Genomic DNA, 18,529 nt, shown 5'->3' with positions numbered 1-18,529 from the left:
TTTTAACACCTATAAAAGTTATTTTTATAATAAGATAAGACCAAATACTCTATTCCAACTGATCCAGAAGGTATAAGTAAGGCGGAAAAGAATGATGAATCATTAAATCCTTACTATTATTTGGGAATTTTTCATAATACACCGCATCATCTTGTTTAGGATAAAGTACAATAGTAGTACTTGTACGCACATAATTATTACTGTTATAAAAAGGTGGTGGTACAAACTCAGGCAAAAACTCTTTTACCCTCTTAGCCATTTCTTTACCTAACAACTTTTGATACGTTTTTACCGTTTTGCGTGATGGACTCGTTGCTTTATCATAAACCATGTTTAAAAGCATTCTTTTAAAGAAGTTTTGCTTCTTAATGGTTTCTTCTACCAAGGCAATTGGACTTACTATAGGTAAATCTTCAGGCATTTCTACAGAAAATGGTGTTTGAGGAACCCAATCTGCAGCACTTACAACATTATATGCCCAACCGTTTTGAGTTTTACGCTCATAATCATAAGCAAAATATAAATTTCCGGGTTTAGGAGCTGCACTACAATAGGTTTTAAAACGAATATCGGCTGGTATAACACCTTTGCTTTGCAAATTATAAAAATGTGCTGTAAGCAAATAGCTAATTCCTCCGCCTTGGCTATGTCCCATGATTATGAAATTCTTAATCCCTTGTTTGTAACAAGAATCTATTTTTGGGAGCATTTCTTTAGAAAGAAAAGCTGTACTTAAAAGATATCCTGTATGAACAGCAGCATCTTTATTAGTAGATAATTCATATTTAAAAGTATCTGTATTAGAAATTTTTAATTCTCCCTTTGCTGGAGTCATTGCTGCATAAAGATTTGCAAGCCAACTTTCTCCTTTTTCGGTAGTTCCCCTTGTACATAATACAGCAGTTTTACCATCTTTAAGCCATAACTCCCACTGATTATCCAGCCCTATTGATTTGCTTTGATACACCAATTTAGAATGTTCTGGCAGCGGAATATCCTTTGCTTTCTCTGGAGATTCTGTCGATCGAGTGGCGATATAAACTAACTCACGATATTCTGCCTTATCAAATCCAGGTTTTAAATCTTGCGCAATGCTATGTGTAAAAGAAAACAAAAAGCAGAAAACAACTAAAAGTGATTTTAAAAATTTCATAAAGACCAAGGTGTTAATTTATTAGTAATAACGATTATGATTAGAAATTGAAAAATAGCGTAATTACCTATGTTTATCTAAACTAAGACTTTGTATAAAACATTCGATATAATTATGACTACTTATTTATTTGAGAACTAATCTTACAATAAATATAAACATTATTTTGGTAGTACTTTCTAATTTTTATTTCCATAAGTATCAAAAACACACTTGTTGCATACGGAGTAAAGAGGATAATTACAGATCAAATCCATCTTTTAGACGATAATCTTTTGCTCTTTAAATCTATATTTGTTTTTATATTAATGATACAAAAACTTGTACAATCGGTATGAGAATAAAAGCATTCCTATGACAACAAAAAACCACCAGTATTTTTTCATCGAAGTATAACTCTCATTCTTTGAGTTCTTAATTGCAAATCCCATAACAATACTGATTAAAGGAATTATTAGCCTAACTATTTCTTCTATACCCATTTTTAATTTTAATTAATTGACTTAAATAAACATACTATTGCCCCTATTACAAAACCTATAATAATTACCCAACTATTAAAATTTTGAAGGTTTGTTTGTGGTCTTGAATACAAATCAGGATTTTTATTTCCGTCTCTGCCTTCTAATGACCATTTGTTTAACTTATAATAGGCAATAGCACCAATTATAAATAAAAAGCAATACACTAAAAATCTATAATTCATAAATCATAATACTGTCTTTCTTTATTGAAGTTTGCGAATATATGTATTTTAATTTTATCGAATAAAGATAGCAGGAATGTTGCAAAAAAAGTAAAAATAAAGCTAGAACAAACAATTATATTAACATTTCATCCATCTAAATAATATGTTTTTTTTACTTTTGATACATACAAAAAAATAATATGTCAAATTTATATCAAACTCCTAGAATAATTATTCGTGAGTTCTTGCCAGAAGAGCAACAAACGTTTTTAGATCTGTTTAAAGACGACGAAGTGACCCAATATTTACCTCAAGTTTCTCCTGAGAGATATGAGGAAATGTTTAGTGAACTTCTTGAAAATTATGAGAAAGGAAACCTAAGCCGATGGGCAATTTTTGATACTACAAATAATAATTTTATAGGTATGTGTGTTGCGCGTGTTTTTGTACACAACACCAATCAAATAGAAATAGGATATGTACTTAGTAAAGAATACTGGGGAAAAGGAATTGCTACAGAAGTATGTAAAGGTTTAACCCAATATTGCTTTACAAATACTGATATAAATGAGGTAGTTGCTATAACAGATCTTAACAATAGCGGATCCCAAAATGTATTACAGAAAGTAGGATTTGAGCGATTAGATAACATAATAAGAGATGACGAAGAAATAGCTTATTTTGTAACAAAAAGACCTTTGGTTTAATTAAAAACACTACTTGCAAGCTAGTAAATAGAGATTTTGCGTAAAATACTAGTAGAACATTTTAAGCTTTTCAGTAGCATTTTTTGGTGTATCGCCAGCATAATATCCCTATTGATGTGAATCGTAGGGCTATTTTTATCACTTATTGGTATTTGAGAAACTGTAAAGTAAAAATACTTTTCTAAATTAGTTTTTAGATAAGCAAACAATTTAGGTTGCTCATTATCAAATTCAAGAATAAAAGACCGCTCATTAATTGCCAGAATATCCAAAACTTTGGTATTAACCAATACGCATAGTAAATATTCTTTGGCCTCAGCATAATCTGTAAAATCATTTTCGCAATCGATGGTATCAAATGAGAAATGATATAGTTGTCTTTTGTGTATGGAGTCCTTTATTTTTGCCATGAGCGATTTTATCAAATTGTTCATTTGAAAGCAATAAAATGCGATTCTTTTTAATATTAATAAAATGATATAAACAAAACATAAAAAACCAAAATGAATAGTCGTTTATATTAAATTTATTCTCGAATTTAACTATGCTTAAAATTAAATCTACTTTTTTAAAGCCTAGTACTTTTTGCATCAATAAATGTTTCATTTTAAAATTTGGAACACGTTTACTCAATATGAAACTCTTCTTCAGGAATCATTAATTTACCCCAATCGTTTAACATCCACAGAATATCCACCAACTTCTCCCCTAGTTCGGTGAGCGAATACTCTACTCTTGGCGGAAGCTCGTTAAATGAAACTTTGGTTAAGATACCATCCTGTTCCATTTCTTTTAACTGTTGGTTCAAAACTCTTCTATCGACCTTGGCAATTCCACGCAAAAATTCACTTGGGCGCTTTTTACCTTCATTAATTTGCCAAACAATCGGAATTTTCCATTTACCACTGATAGAATTAACTGCTACTTCCAATGGACAAATTTTGTTTTCTATGCTTCTTTCCTTTGTTTTCATAATAGTGACTTTTTTACCCCTATGTGACAATAATATGCGTTATTGCACATATGAACTTTCTTTTAAACCTTTGTAAAATTAATAAACATTTTAGCAAAGCAAATGAGAAACCGTGCAAATGCATGTTTATTTAAACAATAGATAAAATCAGTATGACAGATATAAAACGAAAAGGCTCACGCTCAACAAAAGACATACCCAAAGATATTTTGGAGAAATTAAATAAAGGAGAAATCGAAACCGCTAATTTAGTCGAATGGCTCGCAATTGATCAAAAACTACTCCTTAAGAACTTTCTTGAGCAGAATAATCGTTTAAGGTATTTAGAGCCAGTCAATACTACAATTGATGCGTTAAAGAAACAAACTGTCAATACTATTAATGAAGCCATTGGAACAAGTCTTTTTAAATTAGCAAAATCAGAAGATGATACTGAACTGTTTTCAATACTATCGAAGCATAAATCAGATTTAATTAGATGTTGGGCAACTTATACAATTGGAAAAAATACCGAGCTATCAATTGAAGAAATGTTAGAACAGATTCAGTTTTTTTCTGCCGATAAACATTTTGGCGTTAGAGAGATTTGCTGGTTAGCCGTAAGACAAACTATTGCCCAGAATCTAACCGAAAGTTTGGGAATCCTAGCTAAATGGACAAAACACGCAGACGAAAACGTAAGACGATTTGCCAGTGAAGCCACAAGGCCAAGAGGAGTTTGGTGCGAACACATCGAAGAATTAAAGCAAAACCCCGATTTGGGATTAATCATTTTGGAATCTCTAAAATCGGATAAATCAAAATACGTACAAGATAGTGTTGGCAACTGGCTAAATGATGCTAGCAAAACCAAACCAGAATTTGTAATTGCTATTTGCGAAAATTGGAAAAACATAAGTCCCACAAAAGAAACTGTTTATATAATAAAAAAGGCACTTCGTACAATCGAAAAGTGATCTATGCCAGAAAAAGTATTCAGTCTCAGTCTCAGTTTCGGTTTTCAGTCTCTGTTTTCAGTCACAATTTCTTAGTCTCTTAGTACCTCAGAACCTTTGTCCCTTTGCCCCTTTGAACCTCAGAACCTTTGCCACTTTGAACCTTTAAAAAAAACACTTATATTAGCATTAAACAAACTAAGTAATTTATAAATAATGCTAGATGTTATCAAGAAACTAAAATTTAAGGATAAAGGAACAGTTATTAATGCTCCAAAAGTAATAAAAGATGAGTTTATTCAGCTTGGTATGAAAACTACTTTTGATAAAAAAATAAAAAGTACAAACACGCTAATTTTCATCAATAATAATGAAGAGTTTTTAAATTACCTTAAAAATGATTTAGAAAACATAGAATCTGATAGTGTCTTATGGTTTGCTTATCCCAAAGGAACCTCTAAGATTAAAACTGACATAAATAGAGATACGATTCATGTTACTGGTAAAGAATTTGGATTAAAAACAGTAACGGCTATTTCTATAAACGATACTTGGAGCGCATTACGTTTTAGACCCGTCGATAAAGTTGGTACCTAATATTTCTTATTTTCTAAATTTAATACCTCAACAATGTCACATCCCTATATATCACATCTTTCGAAAGATTCTGCATTCCAAAAAATTCTTGAAAATGCAGAACATCGTGAACTTAAAACAAACACTAATCTAGCTCAGTTTTTATATACATCAATTATTAATCAGCAATTATCTGCCAAAGTTGGTGATGTTTTTTTAAAACGTTTTCTGGATATATACGACGGACTAGAGCCTAATTCTTCTCAAATTCTTGAAACTCCAGATGAAATATTGCAAGCAATAGGTTTATCAAAACCCAAAGTTAGCTATATAAAAAATGTAGCGCAATTTGATGCCGATTTTGGATTAGAATACAACAAATTTATCGAAATGACCGATCAGGAAATTATCGATTTAGTAACTTCTATTAAAGGTATAGGCAAATGGTCAGCCCAAAACTTACTTATGTTTGCCTTAGGACGCGAAGATGTTTTTTCGGCCGATGATTTAATTATTCGTAATAAAATGGCAATCTTGTTTGATCTCGATAAAACCGATAAGAAAAAATTTAATGAAGACATTATTCGTCTCTCGAAACCATGGAGTCCGTACAGAACATTTGCATGCCTACATTTATGGCGATGGAAAGATTTTTGAGGAACATTTTAAGGAAAAGAGGTTCATAGATGCAAAGGGACAAAGGTTCTAATCACAATCTTGTCACCCTGAGGAACGAAGGGTCTTATTAAGTAGCTCGACAAAGATTATGGAGTTTCTTGATGAGATTGCTTCGGCAGTTCGCTATCGCTCGTGTCTTCATACCTCAGAATGACAATATTGGAGAGATACTTTGCGTATCCCGTCCCGACGCTTCGGGATCGGGATTACATCCTTAATCGTTATTTTTTGCCACAGATTAAAAGGATTAAACGGATTTTTTTAAACTTTGCTCCCGACGCTTCGGGCAATGTCATTAAGTTAAGATAAAAATATTTTTGATTTTTGATTAACGATTTTTGATTTCAGATGTGTGAAACAGCGTAAAATATAAAATCTCTTAACTTAATGTCATTGAGCTTCGGGACTAGAGAAAATCCGTGTTTAATCCGTGTTTTCGCTTTAGCGAATCAGTGTCATCCGCGTTCCCTTTTAGACAATCTTTGTCGAAAATACATGGCTTAAAAAGCTTAACTTAATGACATCGCGCTTCGGGATTGTGCCCTTTGCGGTTAATTCCAGTAAATTAAAACCTTTACAATTATTCTTTAACCCTACTTATCAAGTTGAAAATAAGGCGCTAAAATATCCTCAAAATTATACAATCCGATACCTTTATTTTCTATGTTTTCGGCAACAAAAATAACTCCAGTTCCAAATGCTTCCCTCGAAATCGATTCGTGAATAAGTCGAACTGTTTGGTAAGGAAACCCGAATATTACTTCATGTTTTCCAACGATACCTCCTGCCCTAACTGAATTTATACTTTCTTTCTCGACATCTAGAGCTTCTGCAATTTTTATAGCAGTACCTGATGTTCCTTCTTTTAACTTAAAATGTTCTTCATTGACCTCAATATCAACCCAAGGTGCAATTTTCTTCAAAAATTTAGCTGCAAATAACAAATAGTTAACTCCAAGAGTAATATTAGGAGACCAAAACACCGTTGTTTTAATCGCTAATTCTTTTAAAAATTTTAATTCTTTATCTTTATAATGAGATATCGCCGATATAATTTTAATGCCTCTTTGGGCAGCAGCTTCACCATAAGTATGAATTCCTAAACTTGAAGAAAAATCAATTATAATATCGACAGGATGTTTGTCTAAAAGCTCTTTAATTGTTGTTTTAGAACTAGAATATATTAATCCTGGTTCATCTGAAGGAACACCAAAAAACTCTGGTACTGATCGATGTTCTAAAACTGTACTTTGTCTTAATACCCATTCTAAACAAAAATTTTTATTTTCAAGTAATACTGAAGCAACTGACTTTCCTGTTTTTCCAAATCCTATTAATCCTATTTTCATATTTTATAATTTAAATGGTTTCCAACTTATTTCAAGTTTAAAATTTTAATTTTACAAGTAAACAAATTGATTATTAATACTATTTAAGTAAAAATAGGTTAAAAAAAATTAATCGAAATTATACGATAACAGCAATATATTACAATATACCAATATGATAATTCATACAAACTGCTAACATACTGCTGTCATAAGATCATCTTAACTTTGTTAATAGAAATCATAAATTATGGAAACTAAAGATGGAAAACTAGCAATCTATGCTATTACAAGAGCTGAATGGCGAAATTGGCTGAAAGAAAATAGTCAAGTCGAAAAATCTGTTTGGTTAATTTTATACCACAAAAAAAGCACTACACAAAGTGTTAATCTTAATGATGCAACCGAAGAAGCATTATGTTATGGTTGGATAGATAGTTTATGCAAAAAACGGGATTCCGAAAGTTTTTACTTGACATTCTCCCCTCGAAACCCCAAAAAAAGCAAATGGAGTAAACCCAATAGAGAACGAGCAGAACGACTGATAGAACAGGGCTTAATGACCGAACACGGACAAAAGCTAATTGATATTGCAAAAGATAATGGTAAATGGGATGAAGCCTTATAACATTACAACTTTAGCAAAAAAAACCTGCTCAATTAAATGAACAGGTTTAAATCTATTTTAAAAAAGTAAATACTTTATTTATTGTATTTCAAAAATTACTGGAGCGGTTCTAGATACTTGATAGTTTCCTCCTCCAACAAGTCTAGTTTTAATTTCCGAAATCGTAGCTTGATCTCCTCTACCTGCTTTAGATAATGCAGCTTTACATTGCGCATTTAACTTATCACCAGAAACTACAACTGTAGCTTGTCCCGGAATTTTAAAATTAAATCCAACAACATCTAATCCTACTTCAAAATCAAAGTCTACCAATTTAGCTCCAATTGTAACTACTTCCAGATTCGATTTAGGCCCTTTTACAATACCCATTTCTCCTCTAATAGTTCCAACTGGGGCAGGAATACCTTTAATTCTAAAAGTTCTCTTATCAGAAACTGTAGAACCGTTTGGTAATGTACCTGTAACAGTAATTGTAGTTTCTGTGCCTGTACCCGGACTCATATTATATTTTCCTGGTCTACCAGCAGAAGATAATCCTGGAGCACTTGCTACAACTTTATTATCAGCAACTCCTGCAAATGATACAGATATTGGATTAACAACACCTCTGTAAACTACATTCATTTTATCTGCAGATATTGTAGCTGAATTTGGCTTAGGTACTACAACATATTTTCCTTCAAATTTAAGTGGAATAGTTTTTCCATCTTCTAAGAAAGTAAATTGCCCGTTAATACTTTGTTCTCCTACTCCACCAGCAGTCATAGAAATAACAGCTTGTCCGTTTACAATTTTTCCTGGACCAGAGAATGAAGTTGGTATTGTATTTTCGTCATAACGACCTAAAACAACTTTACCTGTAACCGTTTCTCCCTGAAAGTAAGCATTTTTATCAAGAACTACAATTGCTTTATAATTGTTATAAGAGTTAGTCGTCATTGCTGCCTCTCCTAAAGCTGCACTGTAAACATCTGATTCTGTTTTTTGAACATCACTTTGCCAAGCAGATAATTTTGCAACCGATGCAACTGCAGGGAAATTTTTAAAATGGTACGATAAAAATTTATCTTTTAAACCTTCTTTATTTTTAACGTCTGATGTATCAAATTTGCTATCAATCTCAGCTACAATTGCTTTATATTTTTTGTCACTTAGTACCGCTTTCATATCAGCTTTGTACTTATTAATTTTTGCAACAATCTCGTTTCCTTTTGCAGTATAACCTTCTCCAACAAACCAATTATCAGTATTATCACCTTTCTCCATATCCTCATAAGGCAATTTTCCTGTTGCTGCGTCTTTATCAAATCCTTTTACAACATCTGTCTTTAATGTATTTATGTAATTGTAAAAATCTTTAGATATAGCTTCCACTTTATGAGCTGTTTGAGCCGCCAGAGCAAATTCTCCTTTTGCCTCTTCTGCTTTAGTATCTAATGAAGCTAACTTTTGTGCATTGCTCGTATTTGAAGATGCATTGGCACTTTCAAATTTCTCATTCATTAAGCCAAAAGCAGACAATACTTCTTTTGACATATTCATTGCTAACATTGCGATAAAAACCAGATACATTAGGTTTATCATCTTCTGTCTAGGGGTTAATTTTCCTCCTGCCATATTTTCTAAATAATTAGTTCGTATTAATAATAATTGTTTTTTAACTAATTATCCTTTGTTTCCCATAGCCGAAAGCATACCGCCATATACATTGTTTAAAGAAGCAATATTTGCAGTCATAGATTGCATTTGCTCTTTTAGTTTAGTTGCGTTTTCAGCGATTTCTTTATTAGCTTCTGCATTTCTTGAAGCACTTTGTAATTGAACTTTATATAGACTGTTTAATGATTCCATTTGAGAAGCCGCAATAGATAACTCATCGCTGTATTTTTTAGTAGAAGCAATTGAATCAACAGTTGGAGCAATTCCTTTAGCAGCAGATTCAAAATTCTTAATACTGTTTCCTAAGCTTGACATTAACTCACCGTCAATTTTAGCTTCTTTAAGCATAATATCTAATTTTTGAGACAATAGCCCTTGTGCTTCAGTTGGAGTCTCCACTTTAGCCATTTTTGTTTCCTTTCTAGCTTTACCATCTCCTAATTCTGGATATACAATAGTCCAATCCAATTCCTTTTCTACAGGTTCAAAAGCAGAAAGAGCAAAGATTAATGCTTCAGTTACTAATCCGATTGAAAGCATCAAGGTTCCTGTTAACGGTCCGATTTCAAAATGAGTAATTTTGAATAAAGCTCCAATAATTACTACTGCTGCTCCCATACCATAAGCGAAATTCATTGCTTTTTTACTTAATAATGCCATAATTTTTTTTGTTTTAAATTTTATTTTAAGTTTTAAATAAGAACTTGTTTTTATTTTTAATTTGCTCTAAATAATTAATCATCTTAATTCTCTGTCGCTTAAGTTTCCATATAAAATGATCTGATTTTTTATCTAATAAAAACATGCAAATGTCTTTATAAATCACTATCCCCTATAAACAACAAAAGCCTTTAAATAAACAGATTAAGACATTTCTTTGTTGCTTTGTTATTTTAACAGAAATAATCTGTCAAACAAACTCCTTAAATGTTTTAAAAAAGAAAATATTGGAAAAAAACTAAAAGATTTTGTGAATTAACAGCTTTGAAGTACTGTTTATGGATATACAAAAACATATTATAAATAAACTTTAACGTTGATAATATGCTTTTTCCTAGAACTGAATTTTGTTAGATAAAATAATTTAAGATAAACAATTGTTAAAAATATAACAATTATTCTTTCTTAAAGTACTGAAATTCAGAAAAATACCATACTTTTATATTATATAAACGCCTAAAATTGAACCACTTACTATCAAGTACAGGTAGTTTTATAAATACCACAATTAATTTTACACATAAAGGATAACAATAGAATATTTAAAGAAAAGTATAATCAATGCTTTTTCTTTTGATACGACTATATCTAGAAACACATAAACATTAAGGAATGAAAATTTAATTTATTCTAAAGATTAGATTTAAAAGCAATACAGCAAAGCCATTCCGTTTTCACTATTACAATTATTACACATAAATAGTACACTAGTCTGCTCCTGACATGCTATAAACAATTTTGTGTTTATTATCCTATCTGGGTAATAAACATTCTAATTGTAAACTTCAAGCATTAATTATTATAGTGTCTATTTTATTTATACCCCCAGATTTATATAACTTAAAACAAAAGAAAATGAAACTAGAACTTTTTAAACTAAACCTACTAGAAAATGATGTTTTTCAGTTAATTGAAAAATATATTTCAGAAAATCAATTTATGACTCCCCCTATTATCTACTTGGAAGGCGGACATTACGACCCTCGTTATGAGATTAGCGATTTCTCATTAAACTCACTAACTCATGTGCTTAATATTTCGAATAATCTAATTGTAAAACACAAAGGAAATGTAAAAATTGTTATCGGAATCTTGATAGACAATCTGGGACTTGCTTGCAGTGAAATTAGCTGTGAGATTACCGAAAAAGATTCCTTCAATAAAAACATTGACACATTACCTATAGAAATTGAGAAGGTTCTGGATAACTATTTAATTGTAAAGAGAGAGAAGATCATTATATCAAATGAAAGAAATTGTAAAAATAAAACTATTTCTTTTTTGAAAAAAAATACAAAAACAAATCATGATTCTGTTAGTATAGAAAACAAAAATAATATTTTATCGATAGTATATCATGCACGGGATAACCAACTTATTCAATTGGCAGAAATAAAAAATGATGTTGTATGGATTGCCAAATGTCCATCGATTATGGCTCAACATTACACTAATATCACCGATAAAATTTTAAAAAGATTTAGTGACGCAACAGATATAACTATCATTGACTTTTCGGAAAGTGAAGATATGAATAAGGTTACCAGAGGTGTAGAAGTTGCATTTGATATGTATATCCCTACTGTTCTTAATACCGAAAGAGTAAATATACACAATGTTTTTATGACCGATTATGGAGATAATCAATACACGATAGCAAATACGTTCTCCAAATCTCAGCTCTTAAACACTTAGATTATGGAGGCAACAAAATCACAATTAATCTATATGGATTATAACGCTACTACTCCTTGTGACAGAGATGTGGTCGAGGAAATGTTTCCGTATTTTACAGAGATGTATGGCAATGCCGCAAGTGTACATTATGATTTGGGATGGTATAGTAAAACAGCTGTTGACAATGCCAGAAAGCAAATTGCAAAATTGATAAACGCAGATCCTCTGGAAATTATATTTACCTCGGGTGCAACTGAGGGAAACAATCTTGCAATAAGAGGTGTTTATGAAGCTTGCAAAGCAAAAGGAAATCACTTTATAACTTGTAAAACGGAACATAAAGCAACCTTAGATACATTAGAATATTTACAAAGTATAGGCGCAAAAGTGACCTTTCTTGATGTAAATGATAGCGGCATGATAGATTTAGAGGAGCTAGAAAATAAAATAACCAATGAAACTGTTTTAGTTAGTTTAATGTATGCCAATAACGAAACTGGTGTAATTCATCCGTTTAAGGAAATTGGAGAGCTATGCTACAAGAACAAAATATTGTTTATGTGTGATGCTACTCAAGCCGTTGGAAAAGTACCAATAGATGTTAAGACTACTCCAATAGATATTTTAACTTTCTCTTCTCATAAAATGTATGGTCCTAAAGGTGTTGGCGCTGTTTATATAAAAGATGGTATTAAAACAGGTATAATACCTCAAATAACAGGCGGTGGTCATGAAAGCGGAATGCGGAGCGGGACACTAAATGTTCCGGCAATTGTAGGCTTTGGCAAAGCTGCAGAGAATGCAATGAAAGAATTTGAGTTGCATACAAATGCAAAAATAATAACACTCCGGAATCGATTAGAAGATTTTTTAATGGGCTTAGAAGAAGTTAAACTAAATGGAGGAAACGTAAAGAGACTTCCTCATGTTACAAATGTTTCTTTTTTTAATATTGATGGAAAACGTTTATTAAAATCATTAAATAAATTCCTGGCAGTAAGTTCAGGATCGGCATGTTCATCGGCATCGTTAGACACAAGTCATGTCTTAAAAGCTATGGGAATAGATAATGAAACGGCTCAATCGACAATACGATTTTCAATAGGAAAATACACAACCAAAGACGATATTGATTTTGCAATTAATAAAGTAGAAGAAGTTCTAACCACATTACGCCCTGTAAAATTGAAATAAACAAGCTGGCAACGTTGGATTAACTAATAATAAGTATTCTAAAAAAAATAAGGAAGCCGAAGCTTCCTTAATCTTGAAAAGAACTTATTTAAAAAATTACTTGTCTCATGGAGTAAGACAAATGAAAAATCTAAAGCAAATATCTCCTTATTCTAGAAGTAACTCTGCCTCAAAACGTTTTTAAAAACATATAATAAGACAAAAAAACAACTTTAAAATTTATGATTCTAGTTTATAATGTATATCCGACTGCTCTCTTAAAGTTGCAGCACTTTTCTCTGGAGTAATATCTCTTTGAGACTCACCTAACATTTCGTAACCTACCATAAATTTCTTAACCGATGCTGATCGCAATAAAGGTGGATAAAAATGCATATGGAAATGCCATTCCGGGTGTGCATTACCATCTGTTGGAGCCTGATGGATTCCAGATGAATATGGAAAAGATGTCTTAAAAAGATTATCGTATTTTGTTGTCAACTGTTTTAAAATTTTAGCGAAAGCAGTTGCTTCTTCTTCGGTAAAATCAGTAATTCTTCCAAAATGTCTTTTGCTTATAATCATCGTTTCATAAGGCCATATTGCCCAAAACGGAACCAAAGCTACAAAGTAATCATTTTCTATAACGATACGTTCATCCTTTTTTAATTCGGCTTGAAGGTAGTCTTGTAAAAGAGTAGCCTTATATTTATCAAAATAATTTTTTAAACTATTTTGTGTTTTTTCAACCTGAGTTGGCAACGACGATTGTGCCCAAATTTGTCCATGAGGATGCGGATTGCTACATCCCATAACGCTTCCTTTATTTTCAAAAATCTGAACGTGATTTATATATTTAATTGCACCTAAATCTGTATATTCTTTTTGCCATGTTTTTACAATATTTTCAATATCCTTTACTTCCATTTCTGGTAATGTAAGGTCATGTCTTGGCGAAAAACAAACTACTCTTGAGATTCCTCTTTCTGGTTTAGCCAGAAAAAAAGTGTATTTAATGTCTTCTTCATAAATGATTTCATCCTGTTTCATGGCAGCAAAATCATTTTCGAAAACAAAGCTTCCTTCGTATTTAGGATTATTCATTCCGTTTGCCCTTACATTATCTGGACACAAATAGCAAGTTGGGTCATATTTAGGTAAAGGTTCAGTAATAACTAACTCATTTTGTCCTTGCCACGGGCGTTTTGCTCTATGAGGTGAAACTAAAACCCATTCGTTAAGTAATGGATTATAACGTCTGTGTGGGTCTTCGCTAATATTAAAATTTCTCATTTAATTTTATAAGTTGTAAAGTGATGTTCCATTTGCTATTTTTACGTCGTAAAATTTTAATTCAATCCCAAATATATCTAAATAAAGGGACGAAAACTTATTTTTTACTTCATTTTCTTCTCCTTTTTTAATTAAATTAATGGTGCAGCCTCCAAAACCGCCTCCCATCAATCGAGAACCTATTATAGAATCATCATCTTTTGCAGTAGCAACAAGCATATCTAGTTCTGGACAACTCACTTCATATTCATTAGACAAACCATCATGAGTGTCAAAAAGCAATTGTCCCAAAAGCTCAATATTACCTTTATCAAGAGCGTTACAAGCCTGTGCAACACGATTAATTTCTTTTACAACATAGTGCACTCTTTTAAAAACTGTTGCATTCATTTTATCCTGAATGCTTAATAACTGATCTTCTCTACAATCTCTAAAACTTTTTATTTCAGGAAAATGATTTTTAATTATCGATAAACCTTCCCCACATTCTTTGCGACGCGTATTATATTCAGATGTAAATAATGAATGTTTTACATTACTATCAAACAAAACCAAAACATAATCACTAAAATTAGCATCGTGATATTCAAATTCCAACGTTTTGCAATCTAATTTGATTACTTTATTTTCTTGCCCATGTACGCTGGAAAACTGATCCATTATACCGCAATTAATCCCCACCCAATGTTCGGCCTTTTGTCCTAATAAGGCAATATCTACTTTATTAATAGTAAGATTAAAAAGTGCAGCAATTCCAAAAATCATCCCACACTCTAATGCTGCCGAAGATGATAAACCTGAACCAACGGGAATATTACTGCTAAAAACGCAATTAAATCCTTCAAAAGAAAAACCATTATCCTGAAGTTGTTTTATAACTCCAAGAATATAATTTGTCCATACAACATTACTTAACTGAATCTCTTTTGTTAAATCAACTTCAAATTCGTCATTTAAATCTATTGCATAAATTTTTGACTTTTTTGAATTACTCTTCTCAAAAGCAAAACAAATAATTTTATCTATAGCTGCTGGCAAAACATAACCATCATTATAATCTATATGTTCACCTATAATATTAATTCTTCCTGGAGAGAGGACTACTTTTTGTGGTTGGTTACCAAATTTTTCTTTAAAAAAATGGGTCGTATTTTGGATTAAAATATCATTCATTATTATTTACTAATTAATATGGTTGATGGGTTAATTTATTTAAACTTTTAAAATTCAATTAAAAGAAACTCATAAGATAAAGAAAAACTAATTTCATTAAATTATTTACAATTAATAGAAAACCAAAAATAAATACTTACACAAAACAATCCTACTAGTCCCTACTGGTTTTGAGAATATAAAAATGAAATCCTCAAAAATTGCAACTTTATCAAAATAATATTCTATAATATTTTTTTAGAATATATCTTCTTCAACTCCCATAAACACAGCTATATTTTATAAAAAGCATCAAAAATAAAAACATAAAAAAAACCATTTCTTTAAAATGGCTTTAAGTTAATTTTACTTTTTATAACAACAAACTGGTATAGTTTTATACTGATGTTTTTTAATTAAAGATCAAAATACCAATCTGGTCGTAGTTTTTCATCTCGCCAAAATAACGCTCCTTGTCCCCATACATCGCCATTTGTATTTTGTAATTGCCAAACTATAGTATCATGAATGGTAAAACTATTCTCGTACTTATCAACTCGTTCTCCTTTGTAATTATATACAATACCCTCTTGTTCGACTTTATCAAATAATAATTTGCGTTCATATCTATTCTCAATTGCAGCACTAAAACTGGATGGTATCGCTAGAATTTCCTCATTAGAGTATTTAAAACAAGACAAAGCATAGTCATTAGCATAAATAAAATAAGAATTAGTATTGGCATTTTGAGCCAATATACTATAAGGCGCATTTTCATGTAACCATTGGTAACGGTCGGAAATATTGGGCGGAGATGGAAGTTTTTTTCCATTTAGAGCCAAGAAACAATCATCAATTTGTTTCAGCAGAATGTGTTCATTTTTTAAAGACATAGCAAATTATTTTTGGGGTTTCTATGCGTTGAATGGTGTCTTAAAATACAATCAAATTATGAAGTAATTTTAGTATTCCCAGAAATTAAACTCTGTAATATCTCTTTATGAATTATAGAATTAACAAATGAAGAAATGTAATTTGATTTATTACTAAAAAGAAGTTTTTGGAAGACTAAAGGTACAAATATACTTTGAAAAAAGATTACATAAATGCAGAAAATTAAATCACAAATACCTGAATTACAGATTATTACAATAAAACTAAAATGATTCAATTATATGCAATTTTTCTATTTTAAAAATACGATATCACAAAATATATCACTTAGAACAATTGAATTTTCAAATCCAAAATCAATACTACTAGTATTCATTTCTTTATTTAATATCTTTATAATTCTTTTGCTAGTTATAGCTGTGTATTCATTTCAATTAAGATTCATATGATTTTATTCTGGAAATACCTTAAACCGTATAGTTGGCATATTGTACTTGTTTTATTTTTTGCTGGGATATCGCAAATACTCTCACTTTATGATCCAATTATTTTTGGAAAAATCATCGATGATTATGCCTTAAACAATAAACAAGGCAGCAGTAGCAAAGAAGAAGGTGTTATAAAACTATTAATAATAGCTGTTATCGTAGCCCTTGCGGCACGTTTGTTCCTTTCTCTCAAGGATTATGTATTACGAATGATTGTGCAAAAATTTGGGATGCAAATTTTTAATGATGGTTTGAGGCAAACACTAAGATTACCTTTTCAGGAATTTGAAGATCAAAGCAGCGGAGAAATTTTATCGGTATTACAAAAAGTACGTACTGATACCGAGAAGTTTATTTCGTCTTTTATAAATATCTTATTTACTTCGGTAGTAGGCATCGGTTTTTTAATGTGGTATGCTATTACGAAACATTGGGCACTTATTCCTGTATTTTTTATTGGTGTAGTTGTCCTTGGCGGATTGACAAGCATTTTAAGCCGTTCGATAAAAACATTACAACGTTCGCTTATTCGACAAAACCGACAAATGAGCGGTACTATAACCGAAAGTTTACGAAACATAGAACTTGTAAAAAGTCTAGGTCTTACTTATCCTGAAATTAGACGTTTAAAAGTTCATACTCAGGAAATATATGATCTAGAAATGGAAAAGGTCAAGAAAATGCGAACTCTGACTTTTCTTCAGGGCAGTATTCTGATATTTCTAAAACAGTCTATTCTATTTATACTGCTATGGCTTATTTTTAAAAACGTTTTATCTCCTGGCGAACTTATTTCTATGCAGTTTATATCCTCTGGAATTATAAGTCCGTTACAAGATCTTGGCAGCATTATAATATCCTACCGCGAGGCCGAAACTGCTTTGTTTCTTTTTAATGAGCTAATGCAAAAGCAACCCGAATATAGTCCTGAAGATCCTGTAGAAGTTGGCGCAATTAGCCAATTACATTTTAATGATGTCGTTTTCAGACATAAAAATGCCAGTTATAACGCTATTCAGAATATTACCTTTAAGGCAAAACTAGGCGATAATATTGCATTTGTAGGACCGTCTGGCTCAGGAAAATCAACTCTTGTAAAACTATTGGTAGGTTTATACCGTCCTGTAGAAGGGGATATTCTTTATGATGATATATCTATTAAAGATTTGCGATACAATCGTGTTCGCAGGCAAATGGGTTTTGTAACCCAAGATACTCAGCTATTCTCTGGATCCATTCGTGAGAACCTGCTTTTTGTTAAACCCGATGCTACAGACGAAGAAATGCTTTCGGCAATAGAAAAAGCTTCTGCAACTCCCATTATAGTTAATTCTGGGAAAGGTCTTGATACCGTTCTTGGCGAAGGAGGAAAAAAACTTTCGGGTGGCGAGAAACAACGACTCTCTATAGCCAGAGCTTTATTACGTAAACCAAAGATATTAATATTTGATGAAGCAACTTCGGCGTTAGATTCTCTTACTGAATCTCAAATTACGCAAACGGTTAGAGAAATATCTGCAGACAAACAGCAAATTACCATTCTCATTGCACACCGATTATCGACCATAATGCATGCCGATACTATATTTGTACTCGAACGTGGAAAAATTATTGAACAAGGAAATCATAATGAACTTGTAGAAAGAAAAGGATTGTATTATGCTATGTGGAGACAGCAAATAGGTGAACGTAAAGACGATTTAGCTCCATCAAAAAAACAGAATAAAACCAATTGAAAAAATATTTTAACCATATAAGTAATCTAAGAAAACATAAGCGTAAAACTTAAATGAACTTACATTACTTA

Annotated in this window: 19 protein-coding genes; 8 read left to right on the top strand and 11 right to left on the bottom strand. The window is 31.4% G+C overall.

Features of this window, described 5'->3' with window-relative positions:
- Positions 1–49: 49 nt before the first annotated feature.
- The 3 genes from AC3IPI_RS16485 to AC3IPI_RS16475 all read right to left on the bottom strand — a co-directional run bounded on the left by AC3IPI_RS16485 (position 50) and on the right by AC3IPI_RS16475 (position 1,859).
- Complete coding sequence (locus AC3IPI_RS16485) at positions 50–1,153, bottom strand: lipase family protein (protein ID WP_489154175.1); 1,104 nt, start codon at positions 1,151–1,153, stop codon at positions 50–52.
- Between the two features lie 305 nt (positions 1,154–1,458).
- Positions 1,459–1,635 carry a hypothetical protein gene (locus AC3IPI_RS16480; RefSeq protein ID WP_165572124.1) on the bottom strand — a complete coding sequence of 59 codons (177 nt, stop codon included), beginning with the start codon at positions 1,633–1,635 and terminating at the stop codon, positions 1,459–1,461.
- 8 nt (positions 1,636–1,643) lie between these two features.
- A complete protein-coding gene (locus AC3IPI_RS16475; protein WP_039119549.1) occupies positions 1,644–1,859 on the bottom strand; it encodes a hypothetical protein in 216 nt (71 codons plus the stop codon).
- Positions 1,860–2,041: 182 nt separating this feature from the next.
- Here AC3IPI_RS16475 and AC3IPI_RS16470 point away from each other — a divergent pair, with 182 nt between their 5' ends.
- Positions 2,042–2,548: a GNAT family N-acetyltransferase gene (locus AC3IPI_RS16470; protein ID WP_489154172.1), complete on the top strand. Its 507-nt coding sequence runs from the start codon at positions 2,042–2,044 to the stop codon at positions 2,546–2,548.
- A gap of 20 nt (positions 2,549–2,568) precedes the next feature.
- On the opposite strand, the gene AC3IPI_RS16465 is transcribed toward AC3IPI_RS16470, so the two are convergent.
- Both AC3IPI_RS16465 and AC3IPI_RS16460 read right to left on the bottom strand, forming a co-directional pair.
- Positions 2,569–2,958, bottom strand: coding sequence for a hypothetical protein (locus AC3IPI_RS16465; RefSeq protein ID WP_039115592.1), 390 nt, complete (start codon positions 2,956–2,958; stop codon positions 2,569–2,571).
- 215 nt (positions 2,959–3,173) lie between these two features.
- Complete coding sequence (locus AC3IPI_RS16460) at positions 3,174–3,521, bottom strand: winged helix-turn-helix transcriptional regulator (RefSeq protein ID WP_489154170.1); 348 nt, start codon at positions 3,519–3,521, stop codon at positions 3,174–3,176.
- 152 nt (positions 3,522–3,673) lie between these two features.
- Here AC3IPI_RS16460 and AC3IPI_RS16455 point away from each other — a divergent pair, with 152 nt between their 5' ends.
- The 3 genes from AC3IPI_RS16455 to AC3IPI_RS16445 all read left to right on the top strand — a co-directional run bounded on the left by AC3IPI_RS16455 (position 3,674) and on the right by AC3IPI_RS16445 (position 5,689).
- A complete protein-coding gene (locus AC3IPI_RS16455; protein ID WP_489154168.1) occupies positions 3,674–4,477 on the top strand; it encodes a DNA alkylation repair protein in 804 nt (267 codons plus the stop codon).
- A gap of 195 nt (positions 4,478–4,672) precedes the next feature.
- Positions 4,673–5,053: a hypothetical protein gene (locus AC3IPI_RS16450; RefSeq protein ID WP_489154166.1), complete on the top strand. Its 381-nt coding sequence runs from the start codon at positions 4,673–4,675 to the stop codon at positions 5,051–5,053.
- 33 nt (positions 5,054–5,086) lie between these two features.
- Entirely contained in the window at positions 5,087–5,689 is a 603-nt protein-coding gene (locus AC3IPI_RS16445) for a DNA-3-methyladenine glycosylase family protein (protein WP_489154164.1), read from the top strand.
- Positions 5,690–6,303: 614 nt separating this feature from the next.
- On the opposite strand, the gene AC3IPI_RS16440 is transcribed toward AC3IPI_RS16445, so the two are convergent.
- Positions 6,304–7,059: a 4-hydroxy-tetrahydrodipicolinate reductase gene (locus AC3IPI_RS16440; RefSeq protein WP_039115599.1), complete on the bottom strand. Its 756-nt coding sequence runs from the start codon at positions 7,057–7,059 to the stop codon at positions 6,304–6,306.
- 229 nt (positions 7,060–7,288) lie between these two features.
- Here AC3IPI_RS16440 and AC3IPI_RS16435 point away from each other — a divergent pair, with 229 nt between their 5' ends.
- Positions 7,289–7,666 carry a YdeI/OmpD-associated family protein gene (locus AC3IPI_RS16435; RefSeq protein WP_323491213.1) on the top strand — a complete coding sequence of 126 codons (378 nt, stop codon included), beginning with the start codon at positions 7,289–7,291 and terminating at the stop codon, positions 7,664–7,666.
- Positions 7,667–7,744: 78 nt separating this feature from the next.
- Here AC3IPI_RS16435 and porM read toward each other — a convergent pair whose 3' ends face one another.
- Positions 7,745–9,283: a type IX secretion system motor protein PorM/GldM gene (gene porM, locus AC3IPI_RS16430; RefSeq protein WP_489154161.1), complete on the bottom strand. Its 1,539-nt coding sequence runs from the start codon at positions 9,281–9,283 to the stop codon at positions 7,745–7,747.
- Positions 9,284–9,331: 48 nt separating this feature from the next.
- Positions 9,332–9,985, bottom strand: a complete 654-nt coding sequence (gene porL, locus AC3IPI_RS16425; RefSeq protein WP_039115604.1) for a type IX secretion system motor protein PorL/GldL — start codon at positions 9,983–9,985, stop codon at positions 9,332–9,334.
- 915 nt (positions 9,986–10,900) lie between these two features.
- Here porL and AC3IPI_RS16420 point away from each other — a divergent pair.
- Entirely contained in the window at positions 10,901–11,740 is an 840-nt protein-coding gene (locus AC3IPI_RS16420) for a hypothetical protein (RefSeq protein WP_489154158.1), read from the top strand.
- Between the two features lie 3 nt (positions 11,741–11,743).
- Positions 11,744–12,916 carry a cysteine desulfurase family protein gene (locus tag AC3IPI_RS16415; protein WP_489154156.1) on the top strand — a complete coding sequence of 391 codons (1,173 nt, stop codon included), beginning with the start codon at positions 11,744–11,746 and terminating at the stop codon, positions 12,914–12,916.
- A 219-nt stretch (positions 12,917–13,135) separates the two neighbouring features.
- On the opposite strand, the gene AC3IPI_RS16410 is transcribed toward AC3IPI_RS16415, so the two are convergent.
- The 3 genes from AC3IPI_RS16410 to AC3IPI_RS16400 all read right to left on the bottom strand — a co-directional run bounded on the left by AC3IPI_RS16410 (position 13,136) and on the right by AC3IPI_RS16400 (position 16,233).
- On the bottom strand, positions 13,136–14,188 hold the full coding sequence (locus AC3IPI_RS16410; protein WP_489154154.1) for a UDP-glucose--hexose-1-phosphate uridylyltransferase: 1,053 nt from the start codon (positions 14,186–14,188) through the stop codon (positions 13,136–13,138).
- A 6-nt stretch (positions 14,189–14,194) separates the two neighbouring features.
- Positions 14,195–15,361, bottom strand: coding sequence for a galactokinase (galK, locus tag AC3IPI_RS16405; RefSeq protein WP_489154152.1), 1,167 nt, complete (start codon positions 15,359–15,361; stop codon positions 14,195–14,197).
- 395 nt (positions 15,362–15,756) lie between these two features.
- On the bottom strand, positions 15,757–16,233 hold the full coding sequence (locus AC3IPI_RS16400) for an MEKHLA domain-containing protein (RefSeq protein WP_489154151.1): 477 nt from the start codon (positions 16,231–16,233) through the stop codon (positions 15,757–15,759).
- A 446-nt stretch (positions 16,234–16,679) separates the two neighbouring features.
- Here AC3IPI_RS16400 and AC3IPI_RS16395 point away from each other — a divergent pair, with 446 nt between their 5' ends.
- Complete coding sequence (locus tag AC3IPI_RS16395; protein ID WP_489154149.1) at positions 16,680–18,458, top strand: ABC transporter ATP-binding protein; 1,779 nt, start codon at positions 16,680–16,682, stop codon at positions 18,456–18,458.
- Positions 18,459–18,529 lie beyond the last annotated feature (71 nt).

Source organism: Flavobacterium sp. GL_143, assembly GCF_057834355.1.
This window is presented reverse-complemented; position numbering and strand designations above follow the sequence as displayed.

Excerpts from the sequence above, each read along its gene's own strand:
- AC3IPI_RS16485 (WP_489154175.1), bottom strand. The coding sequence starts at position 1,153 with ATGAAATTTTTAAAATCACTTTTAGTTGTTTTCTGCTTTTTGTTTTCT.
- AC3IPI_RS16480 (WP_165572124.1), bottom strand. The coding sequence starts at position 1,635 with ATGGGTATAGAAGAAATAGTTAGGCTAATAATTCCTTTAATCAGTATT.
- AC3IPI_RS16475 (WP_039119549.1), bottom strand. The coding sequence starts at position 1,859 with ATGAATTATAGATTTTTAGTGTATTGCTTTTTATTTATAATTGGTGCT.
- AC3IPI_RS16470 (WP_489154172.1), top strand. The coding sequence starts at position 2,042 with ATGTCAAATTTATATCAAACTCCTAGAATAATTATTCGTGAGTTCTTG.
- AC3IPI_RS16465 (WP_039115592.1), bottom strand. The coding sequence starts at position 2,958 with ATGGCAAAAATAAAGGACTCCATACACAAAAGACAACTATATCATTTC.
- AC3IPI_RS16460 (WP_489154170.1), bottom strand. The coding sequence starts at position 3,521 with ATGAAAACAAAGGAAAGAAGCATAGAAAACAAAATTTGTCCATTGGAA.
- AC3IPI_RS16455 (WP_489154168.1), top strand. The coding sequence starts at position 3,674 with ATGACAGATATAAAACGAAAAGGCTCACGCTCAACAAAAGACATACCC.
- AC3IPI_RS16450 (WP_489154166.1), top strand. The coding sequence starts at position 4,673 with ATGCTAGATGTTATCAAGAAACTAAAATTTAAGGATAAAGGAACAGTT.
- AC3IPI_RS16445 (WP_489154164.1), top strand. The coding sequence starts at position 5,087 with ATGTCACATCCCTATATATCACATCTTTCGAAAGATTCTGCATTCCAA.
- AC3IPI_RS16440 (WP_039115599.1), bottom strand. The coding sequence starts at position 7,059 with ATGAAAATAGGATTAATAGGATTTGGAAAAACAGGAAAGTCAGTTGCT.
- AC3IPI_RS16435 (WP_323491213.1), top strand. The coding sequence starts at position 7,289 with ATGGAAACTAAAGATGGAAAACTAGCAATCTATGCTATTACAAGAGCT.
- porM (WP_489154161.1), bottom strand. The coding sequence starts at position 9,283 with ATGGCAGGAGGAAAATTAACCCCTAGACAGAAGATGATAAACCTAATG.
- porL (WP_039115604.1), bottom strand. The coding sequence starts at position 9,985 with ATGGCATTATTAAGTAAAAAAGCAATGAATTTCGCTTATGGTATGGGA.
- AC3IPI_RS16420 (WP_489154158.1), top strand. The coding sequence starts at position 10,901 with ATGAAACTAGAACTTTTTAAACTAAACCTACTAGAAAATGATGTTTTT.
- AC3IPI_RS16415 (WP_489154156.1), top strand. The coding sequence starts at position 11,744 with ATGGAGGCAACAAAATCACAATTAATCTATATGGATTATAACGCTACT.
- AC3IPI_RS16410 (WP_489154154.1), bottom strand. The coding sequence starts at position 14,188 with ATGAGAAATTTTAATATTAGCGAAGACCCACACAGACGTTATAATCCA.
- galK (WP_489154152.1), bottom strand. The coding sequence starts at position 15,361 with ATGAATGATATTTTAATCCAAAATACGACCCATTTTTTTAAAGAAAAA.
- AC3IPI_RS16400 (WP_489154151.1), bottom strand. The coding sequence starts at position 16,233 with ATGTCTTTAAAAAATGAACACATTCTGCTGAAACAAATTGATGATTGT.
- AC3IPI_RS16395 (WP_489154149.1), top strand. The coding sequence starts at position 16,680 with ATGATTTTATTCTGGAAATACCTTAAACCGTATAGTTGGCATATTGTA.